Raw genomic sequence first — 19589 nt, forward strand, 5'->3', positions numbered from 1 at the left:
GCGGCGGTGCGCCCTGGCGGGAGCACCGGCGTCGGCGCGTACCTGCAGGGCGCCAACGCATGAGGCCGGTTGGACCGGAGATCCCCATCAAGAACAGGGATCGAACCCGGGGCGAACTCCACTTCTGGGAGGGCGCGCTAACAGCGGGTCAGCGCGTCGTGGCGTCGACGCACTTGCGCCACGCGTTGCGGGCGCTCGCGTACGTCGTCCGGACGGCGAGCTCGCGTTCGACCTCGGTGATCGCGGGCAGCTTGCGGCCACGCATCTCGACGTGGAGGGCGCATTCCACGCGCGCCCGTGCCTCGCGCAGGGTCCCCGGCCAGCCCCCGGACGCGCGACGCCCCTCCTGCAGCAGCTCCCGCCGACACCCGTCAGCCCACGTACGTCCGAGCGAATCGGCGCTTTGCTCGATGATCGCCCGCCGCGCCGCCGAGACCTCCGAGGCGACGTCCCCCTCGGCCGGCAGGCCCCCCTCGATCGCGGGCCTCAATCGACGACCTGAGGCTGAGGCCCCGGGACGATGCCCGCGATGTCCGGGTCTTCCCCCGGCACCTGGGAGCCGCTCGCCCCCTTGTCATTGCGGCGCTCGATGCGGCTCGCCGTCTTCTCGCGCTGCTTCTCGATACGAGCGCGCTCTTTCTGTCGCTTCAACGCGGTCTGTCGTTGCATGATGACTCCATCTCAGGACGCCCGCGAACGGGCGTGTTGGTTGACGCGAGCGCTCCGCGGTCATCGGGAGCTCCACCCGGACCGGTCCGGTGCACGAAGCGTATCCGATCACGGCCACCGAGGGGCCCGACAACAAGCGTGGCTCCACACCGGAAGACCCACCGATTCCGGACCTGCGCGCGTGCGAGGTCGCCCCCCTGCCACGCCCCCGGCAATCTGCCTGAACCCGGCGACTGGCTCCCCAGCGAGCTCTATCGATGAGCGAAAAAAAAGCGGCGGACCTTCGGGGGTCCGCCGCCCTATGTCGACTGAACGAACGGAGCGATCAGTAACGATCGCGGCCGCCGCCGCCGCCGCGCCCGCCGCCACCGCCGAAGCCGCGACCGCCGCCGCCGCCACCACCGCCGCCGGCCGGGCGCTCCTGCGCCTCGTTCACCTTGAGCGCGCGCCCATCGAGCATCATGCCGTTGAGCTGCGAGATCGCGCTGTTCGCCGCCTGGGCCGAGCCCATCGTGACGAACGCGAACCCGCGCGGCTGGCCGGTCTCGCGGTCGGTCGGCATCGCGACCTCCCGGACCTCACCGCTGCCGGCGAACGCGGACTCGAGGGACTCGCGCGTGGTGCTGTACGAAAGATTGCCGACGTAAAGACGATTACCCATGACACATTGCTTTCACGGCTTACAGATGCGCTCCTGAGCGCTCTTCGCCTGCCATTCGATGAAGCCGTTATCGGTCGAACGGTGACGTGCCGCGCAGCGAAACCTGCGCAAGCACACGGTGCGTCGTCCAGTCATCCGCGCGAGCGATAATCTCCCTTGTGAAAGGGAGAGAGAAAGCATCGTGTCGAGAGCCAGTGACGTCGTGAGGAAGGGAGCAACCTACTCCGCTACGACGCGACATGCAAGCGGCATCGCGTCGGTTTTTCGTTTTCCCCCTCCCTCCGCCCGCTGCGGCTCGCGGCGACCCTCGACCCTCGACGCGGAAGACCCGCGCAGCGCCGGGTCATCGGCGATGGATGAGCCTGCTGCTGTGCGGACACCCCCATCGCGACCCGCCGATGATCCCACTGCGACGCGGCCGGCAGCGCGGCCGGAGCCCGTGCGAGGCGGCTGTCCGTGAACAAGCTGGCGGGCTCTCCGCGCGACGTCGGCGAACCCATCCGTCTGTTGCAGCTCCTCCTCCTCCCCGGCGCCCCGTCGCGCGTGGCCGTCCGCTGTCGAGCCCACCCGCGCGACCGCGCGGCGCCCCATCACCGAGCAGAAGACGCCCACGGATATCGGTTACGACACGAAGCGTGGACGCGTCCTCGTGCCCCACGTGATGGTGGACACGGTCGACGTCTACGAGCTGAGGTGATCTGCGGACGAGGGATCCCGGGGCTGCTCCCGGAGATCGCTTCGCGCCGTCTCGGCCGCGAGCTCGTGCTCAGCGCAGTCGAGGCGTAGCCGGTCGCTCGCGAGGCGCCGCTACTGAACCACGCCGATCGAGTCGAGGAAGGCGTTGTACTCTTCGACCTTGTCCGACGGGACCACGTCGAGGCCGACGTTGAGCCGGCTCTCGTCGAACATCCGAGGGGCGAAGAGCGCCTTGGTCGCGTCGAGGCCGATGGTCTTGATGCCGTAGAGGATGTAGGGCACGAGGTACCCTGCATAGTACTGCCGCTGGGCGTGCGTCGCGTCGATGCGCCCCCGGCGCAGGTACTCGACGGTCTTCGGCTCGAAGTCGAAGGCGACGACGGGGAGCCTCTTCGCGCCCGCGGCCTCCGCGGCCTCCGCGGCCATCGCGCACCGGTACGAGACGTTGTGCAGGCCGAGCAACCCCACGACGGGCGGGTCCGCCGTCTCGATCAGGGCCTTCATCGCCTCGACGTCAGCGGCCTCCCCCGGCGGGGACCAGGTGATCGCGCGCACCACGACCTTGTAATCGGCTTTCTCGAGGACGCCCCGAGCCCCCTGCATTCGATTCATCCCGTCGACCCAGGACGGGTCGTCCGCGCCGTGGATCACCACCGTGCCCGGCGCCGGGGGCAGCAACGCGAGCAGGGTCTCTCCTGCCGTGACGCCGGCCGCCTCGCTGATGGTTCCGACATAGATGGCGCGCTTCGAGTCCTTCGCGTCGGTGTCGAGCGTCACCACGGGAACCCCGTCGGCGACGGCCTCCTCGATGCCGGCCGCGATGGCCTCGCCGAAGGGCGAGACGCCGATCCCTTCGGCGCCGTCCGCGACCGCCTGTACAATCTGCTCCCCCTGGGCCTCCGCCCTCTGCTGCTGATCGCTCCCCTGTCCACTGGGCCCGACCACGTTCCCCGTGACCCCGAGCTCGCCCATGGCTCGGTTCGCCCCCGTGGTGATCGGCGTGAAGAACCCGCCGAGCTCCTTCAGCAGGATCGCCATCTGCATGGGCTCGACGGCGCCCTCGTTGAACTCGGCGACGAGCGTGTCGAGCGTCGTCTCGATCTCCTTTGCGGTGAACTCGCTCTCGGGCGTCGGCGCGCGCTGGATGGGCAAGGCTTGCTCGCTCGGGCCGGCGGTGCCGCCCGATTCGCATGCCGCCGCCATCAGCGCGAGACCGAAGGCCGCCACCCAGCGTCGTCCGATTCTGTTCATGATACCCCCTTATGCTCTGTGATTCGTCGTGTCGTACGCAGCATCCCTGCGTGAAGCGCTGTCTCGCGGCGGGCTCATCTCCCGCCGACGCAGCTGACGGGGACCGGGTCGAGATCGACAAAGCTGTCGCCTTCGACGGTCCACTGCTGCATGAAGTAGTGCCTGTTCGCCCCGTAGTCATCGAACTGGTACTCGGCGGCCGCGCCGACGTAGCGGAGAGGGGTGCCCGCGCGAAGCTTGGCCATCGCCGCGGGGAGGTCGCGCCACGAGGCGACCTCGTTGGCCGGGTCGTTGAGATCGCGGATGATCTCGTGCAGATCGTGACCGGAGGTCGGGATCGCCCCGCTCTTCGCCTGGGCGAACGCGAGGCCCATCGCGACGAGGACGACCCCGTCGTAATAGAAGTGGGCCGCGGGCAGCGGCGCCTCGCCGCCCCAGAAGGTGGAGAAATGCCCGATGAAGGCGGCGGCGTTCCCGGTCGTGCAGTCGACCACCTGCTGGCCCTCGGCCATCATGCGGCACTCGCTCGGCAGGCTGAGCGACGGCGAGACCCCGACGTATCCGTCGAGGGAGCCTGTCGGGATGTTGGCGAGGAGCACCTCGGTGCGCAGCGCGGGGCCGAGGAACCAGGTGCCCGGGCGCCCGGAGACGGCCCATTCCGTCACGATGGTCGAGCCGGTGGTGGGATACGAGGCCAGGAGCGTCCGGCCGGCCTTCGCGTCGAAGGCGGACTCGATCTTGCTCGCATACGTCTGCTGGCCTGGCGTGAACGTCACCGAGGGGAGGATCCTCCCCCCGAGCGCCGCGAAGCGGGTCGTGAACTCGCTGCTGACGGTGGTGTTGTAGTCGTCGAGCGCGGCCAGGCTGTTCACGGTACCGATGCCCTCGTCGAAGGCGATGCGCGCCAGCGTGCAACCGACGTCGAACGAGGAGGGGGCGAGCCGCATCCAGCCGCCCATCGTCTCGCTGCGCGCGACGGTGGGCGCGGCATAGCCCGGCAGCATGTGGAACACGTCGAGCGCCTTCACGTCCCGCGCTATATCGCGGGCGAGCCCGTTCTCTTCCGGCCCGATCAGGTAGCGGACCTGATCTGTGTAGAGCAGCTTGAGCAGCTCGTCGAACCCGCGCTCCGCGCTGGAGTGGCTATCTCGGCTCCGGAGGTGGAACGGCCTCCCGTCGAGCCCCCCCGCGGCGTTCAGATCCTGGACCGCGAGCAACATCGCTTGCTCGAGGTTACGGCCGATGGCGGACTCCCTGCCGGAGAAGGGCAGGAGCGCCCCGAGGAAGATCGCGTTCTCGGGAGGATGGGGCTCTTCCGGCGCGCAGGAGGCGGAGAGAAGGGACGCGAGCCCCACGACCAGCCCGGTCCCCGGCCAGCGCATGCGCCGCCGTCGAGGCGCGGAGCACACGCCCGTTCGACGCAGACGATGCGGCGCGGCGACCATCCGAAGGTGCATTCTTCCCCCGCGGAGTACGCCATCACATCGAGCTTCGTTGTGTCAAGGGCACATCAGCGCAATCGACGCGTCGTGGAGCCGAGACTCATCCACCGATGTAACACAGAGCACGCCGGATAGCAGCGGTTCTCATACATCGCGATGTGTGTCCGTGGATCGCGGCTGTCAGGCCGAGAGGTGAGCGCATGCACGAGCACGGAGGGCCCGAGCGCGACGAGGGAGAGGAGCGCCGCGTCGGGCAGGCGAGGTGAGCATCAACTACGGATGCGGTCCGCCGGATGACGCCGCTCCGAAACGCACGCGTGGCTCCTCGCGCTGCGATCCGGCTTGATTTGCCTATTGACCCGAGACAGGCGTGCTCGCGTTCATTGTCGGTCGCTCAGGCGAGATCAGCCGGCGGGCTCGCCGAACCAGCGGGAGAGGTGGTCGTCCAGGTCCTGCTGATCGTCGCCGATCCAGGCGACGTGGCCGTCGGGGCGTAGCAGGACGCAGGGAACATCGAGCACCGCGGTGGGATCCGCGAGGTGATCGACCCGGTCCGACCAGCCGCCGACGGTCAGGCGTCCGGTGCGGTCCAGCAGCAGACCGCGGCCGCGATGCAGCAGACTGTAGAGGTTGCCCTGTTTCACCTCGATGTCGCGCAGGCGGCGGCCGAGCAGGTCGGGGCCCTCGCCGAAGTCGTAGCGGATGCCGATCGCGGTGATCTTCTCGATGAGATGGCGGTTCACCTCGTCGAAGTCCATCAGCTCGGTGAGCAGCCTGCGCACGGCCTGTGAGCCCGGTTCGGCGGACGTCAGCGCCACCTGGGCGCGGGTGTTGTCCAGCACGTCCTCGGCGACCGGATGACGTTCGGCATGGTAGGTGTCCAGAAGTGTCTCCGGCGCCCAGCCGCGGATCTGCGCGGCCAGCTTCCAGCCGAGGTTGAACGCGTCCTGAACCCCCAGGTTGAGGCCCTGACCGCCGGCGGGTGGATGGATGTGCGCCGCATCGCCGGCCAGCAGCACCCGCCCCACCCGGTAACGCTCGGCCAGCCGGGTGGCGTCCCCGAAGCGGGACAACCAGCGCGGGGAGTGCACGCCGAAATCGGTTCCGGCGATGGTGCGCAACTGTTGTTTGAAATCCTCGAGGGTGGGCGGCTCCGCGCGGTCGCTGACCCCCGCGGCGGGGACCACGACGCTATAGACCCCTTCGCCGAAGGGCTTGATCATCAAGAATCGCTTGTTGGTCGCGCTGATCTCGGCCACCCTGGCGGCGATCTCCTCCTGCGGTACACCCACTTCCATCTCGCCCATGAGCGTGTCGTTCCGTGAGGGCTCGCCAGGGAAGCCGACGCCGAGCCGTTTGCGCACCGTGCTGCGCGCGCCGTCACAGCCGACGAGATAGCGCGAACGCAGATGTTCCCCGCCGGGCAGCTCGACGGTCACGCCCTCGTCGTCCTGCTCGAGACCGACGACCGAACAACCGCGCCGGACCTGCGCCCCCAGCTCGATCGCATGTTCTTCGAGCAGATGATTCACGACCGGCTGCGGGATGCCCAGCTGATAGGCGTGCGCGGAATCCAGGCCCTCGGGCGTGGGCTTGGCGATGGCGGCGAAGATACCGCCGACAGGACGCCGTCTTCCGCGCTCGAGAATGCGATCCAGCAGTCCGCGCATCGCCATCAGCTCGATGCTGCGGATGTGCAGACTGACGATGCGGACGAACGACGAAACGGGCACGGGTTCCTTCTCCAGAACGAGTACCCGCACATCGTGAAGCCGCAGCTCGGCGGCCAGCATCGCCCCCGTCGGCCCGCACCCCGCGATGATCACATCGAACATGAGGGCCCGCGACCGGCGCCGGAGGCCGGCGACAAGAGCTCGAGGACGTCGACCACGGTGAAGTCGCGCCCGACCGTACCGTTCGACGACGGCTCGCCGATGAATTGCCAAGAGTGCATAGGTATTGCCTTTCGGGCGGACAGGATATCACGGCTCTCTCGCCCGCGCCCAACCCCCCGGGAACGGCGCCGGGATGCGAATGTGCGCGGCCGGAGATCGGCGCGGCCACCGTGCTAGGGTCGACGCCGGTGGAGGTGAGGCGAGCGATGGCTGGAGCAGCCGAGGACCGCAGCGAGCTCTGTACCTGGCCGCGCGTGGTGCGGCCGAACCGCCGGCAACGGCTCCTCGGCCAGGGGGCCGGGGCGGTGCTGCTGGCGATGGGGCTCGCGCTCGTCGGCGTCGCGCTGTCCTGGAGACCGGAACCGGCGGCCGATGTCCTGAGCGTCGTCCTCGCGGTCACGGGGCTCGGCTTCGCGCTGGGCGGCGCCTATTGCATCGCCTGGATCAGGAGCAAGCGCGCCGTCCTGTTCGAGGACGCGATCGAGCTCGTGGATCTGGGGGTTGGCCGGCGCCGGCTGCGCCGGGACGAGGTCCGGGGGCTCCGGATCATCCCCAGGCAGCACGGCTTTCAGCGGCTCGTCTTCGAGCTCCGCGAGGCCGGGCGGAAGCCGGTGAAGACCGACCTCCACTGCGAGCGCGACGCTGCCCTCGACGACTGGCTCGCGGCCATCCCCGACCTCGACGCGCTCGATCGGAGGCGCGCCAAGGCCAAGCTGCTCCGGCGGACGGAGCTCGGGCAGACCGAGGAAGAGCGCCGCCGGGCGCTCGCGAGGGCGCGTCGGGTCGCGCGCGCCGCGACCGTCCTCAGCGCGGGGACCATGGCCTGGGCCCTGCTCTACCCCCGGCCCTACGAGGCCGCGGTCGCGACGCTCGCCGCGATCCCGCTCGCCACGGTGGCGCTGCTCCTCGCAGGGCGCGGGCTCTACGCGATCTCGGACGCTCGGAACGAGATCCGGCCCTCGCTCATGGTGCCGCTGTTCGGTCCCGGGCTGTTCCTGACGGTCCGCGCGATCTTCGATCTCCACGTGATCGACTGGGAGCCGTCGCTCGTCTGGACTGCGCTCGTCACCCTCGCCCTCACCGTCCTCGTCATGGTCGGAGAGCCCTGGGGACCGGCGCAGGAAGGTGAGGTCACGGTCGACAGCGATTTGTACGAAGCGGTGGAGGTGGGCGGCGAGGTCTGCGTCGCGCTCCAGCCCGGGGCGCTCGGCGTGCGCTGGTTCCTCGTCGGGCGCTGCGATGAATGAAGGCTCCAGCCGGTCGGGGATGGGGCAGCGCTCACGCCGGAGCTGTAGCGCGGGAGGCTCGCGCGGCTGGAGATCGAGGAGCCTGCAGCGCCCGCCGGCGGAGAGCTCCCGCGCGATTTTGGACCGCCAGTCCGCCGCGGGGAGTGATACTCTATGGGTCATGACAGCGCTCCAGCTCGCGGCTCGCTTCTCCGCTGTGCTCGCAGCCCTCTGGCTGCCCGTCATCGCCTGTTCGGGGGGCGGCGACGGCGACAAGGGCAACGCCACGGGGAGCGGCGGGGGCGGCCAGAGCGCCAGCGGCGCGGGCAGCAGCAGCAGCAGCAGCAGCGGCGATTTCGGCGGCGAGATCGGGCTGACGAGCTCGGGTCCGGGCAGCACGCCGCCGCCTGACGCCGGTCACCAGACGACGTGCGATGACGAGGGCAATTGCACCTGCATCAACATCGCGTCGATCGGCCACGAAGGTGTCTGGGGTCCGTGCAGCAGCGACAGCACCACGGCGCTCCAGAGCTGGTTGAACACGCAGAGCACGGCCCAGGTCGACAACTACAACACGGAGAAGCCCACGCTCACGCCGGAGTTCCTCGCCAGGTACGACGTGATACTCCTCCAGTGGATGGTGACGAAGGGCGCACAGAACGACGACGGGGCGCCCTGGCAGTTCACCGCGGACGAGGTGAGCGCGCTCAAGGACTGGGTCAACAACGGCGGTGGTCTCATCGCGCTGAGCGGTTATCAGTGCAATGGACAGGGATGCACCATCCACGACGTCACGGCGACCAACCAGCTCCTCTCGTTCACCGACATCCAGTTCAACACCGACGGCCTGCTGGATCCTGCGCGGATCGGCTGCCCGGATTGCAACTGCTGGGGCGGCCCGGTGCCGCTCGGCGGCCCCCTCCCCGGGAGCGTGGGCACCTGGAACCAGGACACGCCGATCGGCAAGGACATCCAGAGCGTGGGCGCGTACGTCGCGCGCTCGATCAAGTCGACGAACGCGACAGTCGATTGCACCGACGGCACGAACAACTTCGCGGTGCACGAGGAGGTCGGCAAGGGCCGCGTCGTCGCGTATGGCGACGAGTGGGTGACCTATTCTGGCCAGTGGCTCGGGACGGCGTCGTGCATCGATCCCCGGACGTACACGGACCCGAACAGCCCCTGCTATGAGAGATCGGCGGCGCAGGTCTTCCAGATCTCGCAGTTCTGGTACAATGCGGTGAAATACGCGGCGTCGTCGGTCGAGTGTTTCACGATCGAGGATCCGGCCATCGTCAAGTGATGCAGGGGGATCGGGCGGCGCGACAAGGGCCGCCACCCCGCTCCGTCCGTGCCGGCGGCCACGTGGAGCCCGGTCTCGACAGCCCCACGGCGGCTCGGCCGGCGCTCAGCGGGTGAAGCGGCGGATGGCGTGCCGGATCTGCTCGGCGCTCATCGGATCTGTAGAGAGCGCGCTGTGCAGCACGAGGCCTTCGACGAGCGCGTCGAGCTCCCGCGCTGTCACCGGGTCGAAGTGGCGCTCCAGCGCTCGCCTGCTTCGCAGCATCCAGGCCTGGGTGACGGCCCGCAGCGCGGGGCTCCGGGCGGCAGCGACATAGAGCTCGACGCTGAGCACGAGGTCGCGCGACGAGCCGAGCAGGTCGCAGGCGAGGTGCTCGACAAGGCAATCGACGGCGGCCTCCCGGTCGCGCGCGGCGCGCATCCGCTCCTCGAAGCGGGCGGCCACGGTCTCCGCGTGCCTCGTGAACGCCGCGGCGAGGAGCTCGTCGATCGAGGCGAAGTGGTATGTCGTCGAGCCGAGCGGCACGTCGGCGGCCCGCGCGATGGCTCGGTGCGAGGCGCCGGCGGCCCCCTGCTCGGCGATCACGTCGAGCGCCGTCGCGACAAGCCGCTCCCTGCGCCCTGGGTCGTGGCGGCGGGCCCGCCGCGCCGGCGCGGCGGCCCTCGCCCTCCTCGCGCTCATCGCGCCCCCGTCACCCTCGCGCGTCGCCAGGCGCCGGCGCGGCCCCGGCGCCGTCGATCGAGCGGATCACGCGAGCGGGGTTGCCGACGGCGATCACGTTGGCCGGCAGATCGCGCGTGACGACGGAGCCGGCCCCCACGACGGTGTTGTCGCCGATCGTCACCCCCGGCAGCACGATGGCGCCGCCGCCGAGCCACACGTTGTTGCCGATCTTGATCGGCTTCGCGGCCTCCCACTTCTGTCGCCGGGGCTCCGGCTCGACCGGGTGGGTCGGCGTGAGGAGCTGCACGTTCGGCCCGATCTGCACGTCGTCGCCGAGGGTGATCGGCGCGACGTCGAGCGCGACAAGCCCGAAGTTCGCGAAGCAGCGCGCCCCGATGGTGATGTGCGCGCCATAGTCCACGTAGAACGGCGGCCGGATCTCCGTCCCCTCGCCGACCGACCCGAGCAGCTGCTCGAGCAGGCGACGGCGCAGCGGGCGCTGCCGTACCGAGGTCGCGTTGTAGGCCGCCATGAGGTCCAGCGCAGCGGCGCTCCGCTCCGCGATCTCGGGGTCATCGGCGATGTACGGGTCCCCCGCGAGCATCCGCTCGCGCATGGACCGGGTATCGTCAGGGTTCGTCATATGGACGAGTGTACGCATCATGGGAACGAGCGTCCACATCGCCGGGCGGGAAAGAGGCGCCGTCGCCCAGCGCCGCCCGCTCGATCACGAGCCCAGCGGCCGGCCATGCCGCCGGGCAGGCTCACCCGTTGCTACAGCGCCGGGCTGGCGAGCGGGACCTTCAGAGACACCGCTCTCGCCCGAGGCCGAGCAGCGTGAGCGTCTTGACCGCCAGCTTCCGCCAGCGCGCGCCGTCGATAGGAAAGCCGAGGTGTTCGTAATGGAGCGTCCCCTCGTGCGGCGGCCGCCGGAAATCGTACGTGGGCGCCGGCCGGAACCGCTCGACCTCCGCGCCGAACGGGGCGAGCGTCTCCTTCTGGCTGGAGAAGCAGTCCAGCATGGCGCGCTTGCGCGAGGCCTCCTCGTCGGAGAGCCGGAGGGCTATCTCGGGGACGCCGGGATACGGGATGAACTCGCCGGTGACGAGGTGCCCCCGCGCGGCGTTGTACGAGGCCGCCTCGAAGATCAGCGGCGCGCTGACGCCGTTCCAGCGGGCGAGCACCGCGGCCGAGTGGACGGCGAGGGCCGCCGCGTCGTGATCGGGGTGGCCGCCCTCGTAGGGATGGGTGATCACCACCTCGGGCCGCGTCCGGGCGAACAGCTCGACGAGCTTGCGGGCGAGGCTCGGGGCCTCCTCGATGGCCTCCTGGGCGACAGCGCCGAGGCACCGCAGCCTGGACGCGGGCACGTGGGCCATGGCGAGCGCGCGCGTCACCTCCTCGCGGCGGATCGCGGTGTAGCGCTCGCGCCCGAGGCCGGCGAGCTCCGCCGGCATGAAGCGGCTGTCGCGGGGCGCCCCGTCGGTCACGTGGATCACCTCGATCGGATCGAGCCGCCCGATCCGCGCGCCGAGCCCGATGGTCTCGACGTCGGGGTGCGCCAGCACGACGAGGCAGCGCGGCGCGCGCCCGGACGAGAGCCACATGAACGGCGGCCACGCGAGCTCCGGAGCGTTGCGCCCCTGGCGGCGGAGCACGGCGAAATTCACGGCCATGCCTCCCCGGCTCCCGTGAGCCTGCCGCGCGCATCGAATCGCCTGTCCGGCGCCGCCGCGATGCAGCGGTGTTCCTCGGCCCTCTCTCGCTTCGGGGTGCTCGCGACGTGGGACATGACTCACCTGGACTGCGTAACGTCAGGTCATCCGGAAGCAGCGCTCAGCGATCTCCACCCTACCAAACGACGCCGCAGCGCGCCAGAGGTGCGGATGAAGCGCGGACAGATGACGCGGGCGCGCCCGGATGAGCAGCGGCGAACGCCTGGTCCGGCGACCAGACAGGATAGGATTGGCCACCTACAAGGCTCAGGCCGTCCTCGCCTCGACCCGCTCCTGCGCCATGAACTGGCGTGATCGGAGCTCATCCATCCGGGACGGGGCCTCGACGCTTGGCAAAATGTCTGCAAGCGACATGGCGGCTATGCCGTGGGCGCTTCGGCGTATCGGGTCAGACCCGATGTGTTCATCCGATAGCAAAGCTGCTGCAGCCTACCCGACATACCGCCGCGTCATCCGGGCGCAGAACTCCGCGAACTCCTCGATGCGCTGCGGGGGGCTCGTGTGGTGCGGCCGGACGCCGGCGTGCTCCGGGGTGAAACAGTAGGTCAGCGTCACGTCGAACGGCTCGAGCGCCCTCATCTGCCTGTCGAACCAGGCCTCCGCGCCGGGGCGGAAGCTGTCGGCCCAGCTCAGGCCGGTGCGGAGATGGCGCACCCCGAGCTTCTTCAGCCACTCCACCGCGTCGTCGAGCCGGTGATCCTCGAAGTGAAACCACTGGCACAGACCGAAATCGGGCGTGCACTCCGGGAAGAGCCGCAGCGCGCGCTTCGGCGTGCCGTCCTCGCGCAGCAACCCCATGTAGAAGTGCCTGTAATAGGAAGACCCCTCGGCCTCGCGATGCCGCGTCGTCGCCGGCCACGCGCGCGGCAGATCGTAGAGGCTGTACCAGTGGACCCGATCGACCTTGCCGCGCAGCAGCTCGGCGCTCCGCCTCAGGCCGAACTCCTGCACCTCCTCGGCGCCGAACGTGGAGACGCCGATCTCGGTGATCCAGATCGGCCTGTCCGTCACCGCGCGGATCTCGTCGAGCTTGCTCGGCCACTCGTGGATCTGCCAGTGGTTCCAGTCGAGAGGGAAGCCGTGCACCGCGACCACCTCGACGTTGTCGAGCACGCCCTGGCGGCCCATGTTGGCCACGAACGCTGGATCGATCGGCGAGATGCCGCCCAGCACCCGCGGCACCCCGGGGCGCTCGCTCCGGATCGCGTCCGCGGCGAGCTTCACCATCGACCCGAACGTCGTCCACTCGGGATCGATCTCGAAATCCCAGTGCGACTTGTTGTTGGGCTCGTTCCAGAGCATCACCGCTTCGATCATCCCTGCTCTCCCTTCGTCGTGAGGCCTCGCCGGGCCGGGTACGCCGCGCCGGGCACGCCGTCAGCCTTCTCGCGGCGGCGGCAGATGTAGACCTCGGGCTCGGGGTGGTTCACGATCTCGAAGCCCGCGCTCCGCAGCATCGCCTCCGCGCAAGCGCGGTTGGGCACCCACCAGTTGGTCGGGTCGTGCGAGTAGCTCTGCTCCACGAAGTGCAGCCGGGGAAAGCCCGCCTCGTCGAACATCCGCTTCTCGGAGAACGGATAGTCCTCCTGGAGCGGCGTCACCTCGGCGCTCCCGCGCTGCATGCTCTGGAAGACCAGCGTGTGCCCGACAACGTGCTCGTGCAGCAGATCCAGCGCCAGGAGCGGGTGGCGGAGGTGGTACAGGACGCCCATGAAGAGCACGATGTCGAAGCGCTCTCCCAGGCTGCCGACGTCGTACACGGAGAGGTTCTGGAACTCGATGTCCGCCCCGGAGACCTCCGCCGCGAAGCGCGCCTGCGCCAGGTAGTCCTCGTCGCTGTCGATCCCGAGGACCCGCGCCGCGCCGCGCCGCTTCATCTCGAGCGAGTAGAAGCCCGCGTTGCAGCCGATGTCGAGGACCGTCTTGCCCGTGAGGTCCGCCGGGATGGCGTGGGCGAAGCTCTTCCACTTGAACGCCGGGTAATCGCCCAGGAAATGGTCCGGCGCCGTCTTCACGCCGCCGAGATCGAGGTTGTGGAACCACTGCCCGAGCCCGCGCACGCGCTCCTGGATCTGCTCGCGGGTCAGCTTCGCCGTTGTATCAACGCCATCGACGTTCCGCACGCTCCGCTCCATCGCTCCTCCGTTCACACGACAACGCCGCTGAGGAGCTGCATGGCCTCGCGGTAGCCGTGCAGCGTCCCGACGTCGACATACGCCTCGCCAGCCCGCACCGCCCGCGCGCTGCCGCCGCGCGCGATGTACTCGTTCACCAGCGTCCCGATGTACGGGTCCTGCTGCCCGCGCTCGCACCAGAGGTCGTGGAGCTCCCGCATCACCGCCCCCGTCAGCTTGAAGGCGCCCCAGACCCACCGCGACAGCGCGTCCCGCTGCTTGACCTGGATCTCGAGCACCCTGCCCCGCTCGTCGGTGACGACAGCGTCGAAGAGCTCGGGGTGCTCGACCGGAAAGAGCAGGAACGACAGGCCCCCGCCGTCGAGCGCGCGCAGGCCGTGCTCCGGGAACCAGACAGTGTCCGGGAGCCCCACGACGACCTCCTCCTCCGGCTGGATCCAGGGCAGCGACCGGAAGATGGCGTCACAGAGCCCGGCGGCGACCGGCTGCACCACATAACAGATGTCCGCCGGCCCCACGCTCGCGCCGTAGTACTCGACGATATCCGACTTGCCGGGCGAGATCACCATGCAGATCTTGTCCGCCCCGGCGAGGATCATCCGGTCGATGAGGTACTCGCTGACAGCGCGCGGCCGCTCCACGTCGCCGTCCCTGCGCGTACCGACAGGGAGCAGCTCCTTCGAGAACGCGAGCGGCTGGATCCTGCTCCCGAGGCCCGCCGCCGGAATCACTCCCCACATCGCCCTCTCCCTTCCTTCATCGAGCCGGAGCCCTGTCGAGCGAGTCGACCGAGCCGACCGAGCCGACCGACTCGAGGATCGCCACGAGCTCCTCCGCGCGCCGCGCCGCGCTGTGCTCCGCGAGCACCCGCTCCCGCGCCGCGCGCGCGATGGCCGCGACCTCGCCCGCCGGCAGCGAGAGCGCCGCGACCGCCTCGTCCGTCGTCCTCGCGACGAGGATCTCCTTCCCCGGCGTGAAGAACCGATCGAGCCCCTCCCAGCCGTCGCTGAGGATCGGCGTGCCGCACGCGGCCGCCTCGAAGAGGCGCCCCGAAGGGCAGTATCCCATCGCCGCCATCGCGCCCCGGGTCACGTTGAGCGTCAGCGGCGAGGAGCAATAGAACGCCGGATGATCCGGCGGCGCCACGTGCCGCATGTAATGGATGTTCGGCGCCCACGGGAAGCTCTCGGGATAGAGCGAGCCCCCGATGACGAACCGCCTGTCCGGCAGCCTCCTGGCCGCCTCGAGGAACAGCGCGGAGAGCGCCTCCTGCCTGTCGGCGGCGTACGTGCCCAGGTACGAGAGATCCCCGCGGAGCTCCTCCCGCGGCGCGACCGGGCGGTGCACCTCCGGATCCGCGCTGCCGTACAGCGGGAACACCCGCCGCGCGCCGAGCTTCGCCTGGAGCTGCGCGAGCGCCTCGCCGCCTGTGTAGCTGAGCACGCAATCGAAATCGACGAGGCCGCGCGGGCCGATGTAACCGACCGACTGGCCGGCGTCGATCCGGTCCAGCGTCACCGGCGTGTCGAGATCGTAGAAGACCTTGAGCGCGCGCGACCCGAGGACCACCTCTGTCGCGGGGCCGCCGTCGGGGCAGTACGAGGTCACCATCGCCGCGTCGGCCTCCGCGACAGCGCGCCGGGCGTCGGGCAGGACGTCCTCGAACGAGGCGTAGAGCCGGAGCTCGTTGCCGTGAGAGAGCGAGAGAAGATCGCGGTGCGCGGCGTAATACGGGACGTCGCGCTCGAAGAAGGTGACGCGGTGCCCGGCCCGCCCGAGGGCGGAGATGACGCCGCGCCACAGCGTGGCGTGGCCATTGCCCCAGGACGAGCTGATCGTCAGACCGAAGATGACGAGCCGCATGACGAGCCGGACCTCCTCTATGCCTGCGTCTCCGCCGGAGCGGGCGCCACCGTCCTCCTCGGCTCGCCGAGGATCATCGCCTCCACCTCGGGGCGGCACCGGATCCGGGGCAAGAGCGCCCTCGCCGCCGGGCGGAGGCGGCGGAGCGTGTACGCCACCTTGGCGCGCGTGTGCTCGGGTCCGTAGTAATCGAGGAAGCCGCCGCTGTTCAGGGAGAAGAACGAGAGCGCGTCGGCGTCGTTGAGCAAGGCGAGCTCGGCGTCGTCCCCCGGCCGCTCGTGCGCGCTCACCAGCACGCCAACGCGGTCGAGGACCTCGGGCGGGAGCCCGACGTCGGCGAGCGCGGAGCGCGCGAGGGCCGCGCCGCGCCGCGCGTGCTCGTCCTTGAAGGCCTGGTAATCCGGGGCGCGGTGCTCGATCCGGACGTCCGCCTCGGAGACCAGCCGCTCGACGTCGTGGAAGAGCGCCGCCGCCTGGGCCGCGGCGCTGGCGCGCGCATCGAGGCGGAGCATCCATTGCCAGACGTCGATCGCATGATCGTAGTCGGCGCGGACAAGCGGCCTGTCGAGATCGTAAAGCCCCCGGTGCCGCCCGAGGACCCGGGCGAAGACAGCGCTCGCGGAGGCGAGATTCCTCCGGCGGATGAAGCGCTGGCAGCGGGTGAGCACCTCGTAGGCCGTCCGGGCGGCGCCTTCCGGCTCGAGCCCCTCGATCCGGAGACCGAAGAGGCCGCGGGCGTCGAGCGCGTGCAGGTGGGTGTCGAGCGCCCAGAGATCGAGCGCCGAGGAGCGCCACGCGCGGGCGTCGACCGAGGCGCGGGGCTCGTCCCCGGGGGGACAGGGCGCGTCGATCTCCACCCCGGGGAACTCCCTAGAGAGCTCCGCCTTCCCGGAGGGAGACAGCAGCGGTGTCCGGCGGACCGACGGGTCATCGCTGCTCGAACTGGAGCCGGCAACGAGGATCAAGCGCTTGAGCATGAGCGTGCGTTCTTCGGTCAGCTACGGGCGTGGAGCTCCAACAGCTTCCGCGAGGTTGGCTGCCGCGGACGAACAGGGGTACAGCGTCGTGAACCTATCTCCGCGGCGCTCGATCCACCATCGCGGAAATCCCGTACAGGAGGGTAGGGAAAGAAATGATCAACAGACGTCGTGGCCGTAGCGCGCTCGCGGCGCTACCCGAAGACGCCCGACAGCCTCTCGGGGCCGAGGGCCTCGACCGCCGCGCGGTAGCGCTGTCGCGCCGCGACGAGGCGCCGCACCTCCCCCTCCTCCTGGAGCGATACAGCGGCCATCGCGGCGTGACCGAGGCGCAGGAGCGCGTAGGCCAGCAGATACGGCGGCAGGCGCCGCTCGGGATCATCGCCGGAGCGACGCCGATAGCGATCGAGGAACGCGCGCCGGGCGTCGGGCGCCATCCGCCACTCGATCATGGCCGCGGCGAGATCCCAGGCGATGTCCGTGGGGCCGGGGAGGAAGTGATCGTCGCCGTGCCCTGACGCGTCCACCTTGAAGAGCTCGCCAGAGGAGGACCTCAGCCACTCGTGAGGATCCATCCTGCCATCGACGAGCACGGGACGCGCGATCTCCAGGCGCAGCTCACCGGGGAGCTCTTTCCCCATCTCGGTTGAGAAATTGGTGCGTGCCATCGCAATGAGCTCCTCGACCGGAGCGTTCGGGAGGGCGAAGGCCGAGGCGCGGAAGGCGCAGTACTCGGCGAGGCGCTCCAGGACGGCGGCGGAGAGGTCGTCGGCCTGGAGCGGCCGGCCCTGGATCCAGGGATAGGAGGCAAAGCCCTGGCCCTCGTCGCGCGGCGCCGGCCCGAAGCCGGCCTGGAAGACGCCGTGAGCCCGCTCCAGGCACTCGGCCCCGTAGCGACCCATGCCCTCGAACTTGAGAATTCGATTGCCGTCACGGGAAAGGCATTTGAAGCGCTCCATGAGCGTCCAGGAGGCCGGCCAGCGCGACTCGTCCTCATAGAGGCGATGGCGCCACTGCCCGCCACCGATGAACTCGCCCGGGTCGCCCGGGACGTGCGTCACGCCCGCGACGTGCTCCGCGCGGAAAGACCGCCAGCGGCGCGCGCCGTCCGGCGCGACGAGCGCATCGGGGTCCGGGGCGCGGGAGGCGAGGAATACGATGCTCCCGCGGGGGACGCCGGCGCCGGTCAGCGCGTCGCCGGTGGAGAGGAACGAGGAGCCGCTGAAGCCTGGCCCCTCGTCCGTCACCCAGAACTGCGCGCCCTCGGCGATGCCGTCCTCGACCCAGCGGCGCTGCGAGGCGGCAAGCTCGACCCGGCGATCGTAAGGGTGGCCGGTCGGGCGCACGGTGATGCGATCGGCCCGGATCCCCCGGCGGCGGAGCGCCGCGGCTGTCACCGCGCTCAGGGTGGTGCCGATGCTGCGGACGCCGACGACCCGGACCGGCGCCCGAGAGGACGCGAGCCGCTCGGCGAGCCGGGCGAAATCGAGCGGGTGCAGCGCATAGAACGAGAACCCCTCGGGCGGCGAGGTCGGAACGGTCGCCGGCACCTCGATCGCCGCGAGCGCCGTGAGCGCCTCCGCCGTGGCCAGACGTCTGGCCGTCCGTGGCCAGACGTCTGGCCGTCCGTGGCCAGACGTCTGGCCGTCCGGGATCGTGCCCGCGCCGTCGCCGCCGACGCCGACGCCGACCAGCAGCGCGGCGAGATCGTCGGTGAGCTGGGCCAGGAGCGAGGCGCCCTCCGCGCCGGCGTCGGCGAGGATGGATTCGAGCTCGCCGGCGCGGATCAAGGCGCGGAGCGCGACGGCGCGGCGGAGGTCGGCGCCGGCGGGGTCGGCGAGCGCCCGGACGTCGTCGGCGAGCTCGTCGATGAGCCGCTGGCCCGGGACGTCGCGGCGGCCGTTGCGGAAGACGTACATGCGGTATCCGGAGCTGTCGGTCATGGGGGTGTGCGCGAGGATCGGCTCGCATGCGCCGGGCTGCCTCCCATGAGCTCGCCCGAGCCGCAAGGAGCGGTGTTCGCAGCGCGGCCCGCGCACCGGCGTGGTGCTCGGTCTCCCGGGCTGCTCGCGCTGCGTGGGGCGGGATCGAGGCGATGCCAAGCCGGGATGCGCCGTACCGCCGGCGCCCCTCGGGCGGGCTCCTCTCCATCATGGATCGGCCTCGGCATCCAACGACGGGCTTGCTGGCATCGCGGTGGACGGAGACGGAAGCGTGTTCCTCGCCGGGAACGCGCACTGCGACCTTGATTTCGGCGGCGGACCCTCCGGCAGCGCGTCCTCCGCACCCCGTCCACCCGCCCCCGCCCCCGGAAAGGCGGCGACTGCCGCCGGAGTTAGACGAATCTACGCTATGACGCTCGACAGCATTTGGGCCTTGTGGCGCAGAGCCAATCCGTGAGACTTTCCGTGAGGGGGAGGTCAGAAAAGGCGACGAGCTAGACAGACCTGGTCCGGCGGCTTCGGTTGACCAATCGACTGATAGTTCGGTGGGCAGAGGCACCAATGAAACGACGGTTTCGGGAAGAATACGATCGTGGCCCAATCCCCATCACTCCGGGCTTGGTTACGATCATCCTCGTCGTTTGTCCGAGCTGCCGCGAACGTGCCGAGTTGACGCGCCGCCATGAGCCACCCCAGGAGGTGCTGAGTTGCTCGCGATGCGGACACATCGAGCAAGACCCGGGCGGGTATCGGTATTGGCTTCGGGCCGCGTGCTGCGGCCACACCCTCTACGCGACGAACAGCCACCACCTCGCATTCCTGGAGAGCTACATCGCCAGTCCCCTGCGCGAGCGCCTGCGGTTGCATTGGGCCGACCGCGACTACCTGGCCACGCTACCCCGGTGGATGTGTCTTGCCAAGAACCGCAAGAAGGTCCTCCGCAGCATACGGGCCTTATGGGACGAATTCGTTGATTCATGAACGGGTCAACGACTACCGCGACCGCGCTCGATGCCCACCTCCTCGAGGGCGTGCACCTCAGGCGAAGGCGGCATGCAGCGCTCGGGTCCGGGAGGGGCCGGCCCGCCGCGAGGAGGAGCTGGCCGGCCGGCGGGAAAGTATAGGTGTC

16 protein-coding genes and 1 pseudogene are annotated in these 19589 nt (G+C 70.1%); 2 read left to right on the forward strand and 15 right to left on the reverse strand.

Features of this window, described 5'->3' with window-relative positions:
• Nucleotides 1–148: 148 nt before the first annotated feature.
• The 6 genes and pseudogenes from WMF42_RS33830 to rox form a co-directional block, all read right to left on the reverse strand.
• Nucleotides 149–490, reverse strand: coding sequence for a hypothetical protein (locus WMF42_RS33830; RefSeq protein WP_061608331.1), 342 nt, complete (start codon nucleotides 488–490; stop codon nucleotides 149–151).
• On the reverse strand, nucleotides 487–669 hold the full coding sequence (locus tag WMF42_RS33835; protein WP_061608330.1) for a hypothetical protein: 183 nt from the start codon (nucleotides 667–669) through the stop codon (nucleotides 487–489). Before WMF42_RS33835 ends, WMF42_RS33830 begins: the two co-directional genes overlap by 4 nt.
• 325 nt (nucleotides 670–994) lie before the next feature.
• Nucleotides 995–1330 carry an RNA recognition motif domain-containing protein gene (locus WMF42_RS33840; RefSeq protein WP_061608329.1) on the reverse strand — a complete coding sequence of 112 codons (336 nt, stop codon included), beginning with the start codon at nucleotides 1328–1330 and terminating at the stop codon, nucleotides 995–997.
• Nucleotides 1331–2137: 807 nt separating this feature from the next.
• On the reverse strand, nucleotides 2138–3277 hold the full coding sequence (locus WMF42_RS33845) for a substrate-binding domain-containing protein (protein WP_437687049.1): 1140 nt from the start codon (nucleotides 3275–3277) through the stop codon (nucleotides 2138–2140).
• Between the two features lie 74 nt (nucleotides 3278–3351).
• Complete coding sequence (locus WMF42_RS33850; RefSeq protein ID WP_437687051.1) at nucleotides 3352–4659, reverse strand: ABC transporter substrate-binding protein; 1308 nt, start codon at nucleotides 4657–4659, stop codon at nucleotides 3352–3354.
• Between the two features lie 464 nt (nucleotides 4660–5123).
• A pseudogene (gene rox / locus WMF42_RS33855) lies at nucleotides 5124–6673 on the reverse strand (rifampin monooxygenase).
• Nucleotides 6674–6820: 147 nt separating this feature from the next.
• Between rox and WMF42_RS33860 the strand changes: the two are divergent.
• Together WMF42_RS33860 and WMF42_RS33865 are read left to right on the forward strand one after the other, a co-directional pair.
• Nucleotides 6821–7861 carry a hypothetical protein gene (locus WMF42_RS33860; RefSeq protein ID WP_437687053.1) on the forward strand — a complete coding sequence of 347 codons (1041 nt, stop codon included), beginning with the start codon at nucleotides 6821–6823 and terminating at the stop codon, nucleotides 7859–7861.
• Nucleotides 7862–8021: 160 nt separating this feature from the next.
• Nucleotides 8022–9143, forward strand: coding sequence for a hypothetical protein (locus tag WMF42_RS33865; RefSeq protein WP_437687055.1), 1122 nt, complete (start codon nucleotides 8022–8024; stop codon nucleotides 9141–9143).
• Between the two features lie 105 nt (nucleotides 9144–9248).
• Here the strand turns inward: WMF42_RS33865 and WMF42_RS33870 are convergent, their stop codons facing one another.
• From WMF42_RS33870 to WMF42_RS33910, 9 genes are all read right to left on the reverse strand, one after another.
• Nucleotides 9249–9824: a TetR/AcrR family transcriptional regulator gene (locus WMF42_RS33870; RefSeq protein ID WP_437687056.1), complete on the reverse strand. Its 576-nt coding sequence runs from the start codon at nucleotides 9822–9824 to the stop codon at nucleotides 9249–9251.
• Nucleotides 9825–9834: 10 nt separating this feature from the next.
• Nucleotides 9835–10449, reverse strand: a complete 615-nt coding sequence (locus WMF42_RS33875) for a sugar O-acetyltransferase (protein WP_434042735.1) — start codon at nucleotides 10447–10449, stop codon at nucleotides 9835–9837.
• 160 nt (nucleotides 10450–10609) lie between these two features.
• On the reverse strand, nucleotides 10610–11482 hold the full coding sequence (locus tag WMF42_RS33880; RefSeq protein ID WP_437687058.1) for a PIG-L deacetylase family protein: 873 nt from the start codon (nucleotides 11480–11482) through the stop codon (nucleotides 10610–10612).
• A gap of 489 nt (nucleotides 11483–11971) precedes the next feature.
• A complete protein-coding gene (locus WMF42_RS33885) occupies nucleotides 11972–12859 on the reverse strand; it encodes a glycosyl hydrolase (RefSeq protein ID WP_437687060.1) in 888 nt (295 codons plus the stop codon).
• The gene (locus WMF42_RS33890; protein WP_437687062.1) at nucleotides 12856–13677 is read right to left on the reverse strand and encodes a TIGR04290 family methyltransferase; all 822 of its coding nucleotides are present in this window, start codon (nucleotides 13675–13677) and stop codon (nucleotides 12856–12858) included. The genes WMF42_RS33885 and WMF42_RS33890 overlap by 4 nt, the downstream gene beginning before the upstream one ends.
• A gap of 11 nt (nucleotides 13678–13688) precedes the next feature.
• The gene (locus tag WMF42_RS33895; RefSeq protein ID WP_437687064.1) at nucleotides 13689–14417 is read right to left on the reverse strand and encodes a sugar phosphate nucleotidyltransferase; all 729 of its coding nucleotides are present in this window, start codon (nucleotides 14415–14417) and stop codon (nucleotides 13689–13691) included.
• Between the two features lie 16 nt (nucleotides 14418–14433).
• Complete coding sequence (locus WMF42_RS33900; protein WP_437687066.1) at nucleotides 14434–15540, reverse strand: CgeB family protein; 1107 nt, start codon at nucleotides 15538–15540, stop codon at nucleotides 14434–14436.
• Nucleotides 15541–15557: 17 nt separating this feature from the next.
• Nucleotides 15558–16517, reverse strand: coding sequence for a DUF4202 family protein (locus WMF42_RS33905; RefSeq protein ID WP_437687068.1), 960 nt, complete (start codon nucleotides 16515–16517; stop codon nucleotides 15558–15560).
• 194 nt (nucleotides 16518–16711) lie between these two features.
• Entirely contained in the window at nucleotides 16712–18460 is a 1749-nt protein-coding gene (locus WMF42_RS33910) for a hypothetical protein (RefSeq protein ID WP_437687070.1), read from the reverse strand.
• Nucleotides 18461–19589: the final 1129 nt, after the last annotated feature.

The organism is Sorangium sp. So ce176 (assembly GCF_051519835.1).
GTDB lineage: Bacteria > Myxococcota_A > Polyangia > Polyangiales > Polyangiaceae > Sorangium > Sorangium cellulosum_G.

Bases quoted from the DNA above. Each gene is read 5' to 3' on its own strand.
- WMF42_RS33890 (WP_437687062.1), bottom strand. From the start codon at position 13,677: ATGGAGCGGAGCGTGCGGAACGTCGATGGCGTTGATACAACGGCGAAG.
- WMF42_RS33895 (WP_437687064.1), bottom strand. From the start codon at position 14,417: ATGTGGGGAGTGATTCCGGCGGCGGGCCTCGGGAGCAGGATCCAGCCG.
- WMF42_RS33875 (WP_434042735.1), bottom strand. From the start codon at position 10,449: ATGACGAACCCTGACGATACCCGGTCCATGCGCGAGCGGATGCTCGCG.
- WMF42_RS33885 (WP_437687060.1), bottom strand. From the start codon at position 12,859: ATGATCGAAGCGGTGATGCTCTGGAACGAGCCCAACAACAAGTCGCAC.
- WMF42_RS33870 (WP_437687056.1), bottom strand. From the start codon at position 9,824: ATGAGCGCGAGGAGGGCGAGGGCCGCCGCGCCGGCGCGGCGGGCCCGC.
- WMF42_RS33835 (WP_061608330.1), bottom strand. From the start codon at position 669: ATGCAACGACAGACCGCGTTGAAGCGACAGAAAGAGCGCGCTCGTATC.
- WMF42_RS33860 (WP_437687053.1), top strand. From the start codon at position 6,821: ATGGCTGGAGCAGCCGAGGACCGCAGCGAGCTCTGTACCTGGCCGCGC.
- WMF42_RS33845 (WP_437687049.1), bottom strand. From the start codon at position 3,277: ATGAACAGAATCGGACGACGCTGGGTGGCGGCCTTCGGTCTCGCGCTG.
- WMF42_RS33880 (WP_437687058.1), bottom strand. From the start codon at position 11,482: ATGGCCGTGAATTTCGCCGTGCTCCGCCGCCAGGGGCGCAACGCTCCG.
- WMF42_RS33900 (WP_437687066.1), bottom strand. From the start codon at position 15,540: ATGCGGCTCGTCATCTTCGGTCTGACGATCAGCTCGTCCTGGGGCAAT.
- WMF42_RS33840 (WP_061608329.1), bottom strand. From the start codon at position 1,330: ATGGGTAATCGTCTTTACGTCGGCAATCTTTCGTACAGCACCACGCGC.
- WMF42_RS33850 (WP_437687051.1), bottom strand. From the start codon at position 4,659: ATGCGCTGGCCGGGGACCGGGCTGGTCGTGGGGCTCGCGTCCCTTCTC.
- WMF42_RS33905 (WP_437687068.1), bottom strand. From the start codon at position 16,517: ATGCTCAAGCGCTTGATCCTCGTTGCCGGCTCCAGTTCGAGCAGCGAT.
- WMF42_RS33865 (WP_437687055.1), top strand. From the start codon at position 8,022: ATGACAGCGCTCCAGCTCGCGGCTCGCTTCTCCGCTGTGCTCGCAGCC.
- WMF42_RS33910 (WP_437687070.1), bottom strand. From the start codon at position 18,460: ATGACCGACAGCTCCGGATACCGCATGTACGTCTTCCGCAACGGCCGC.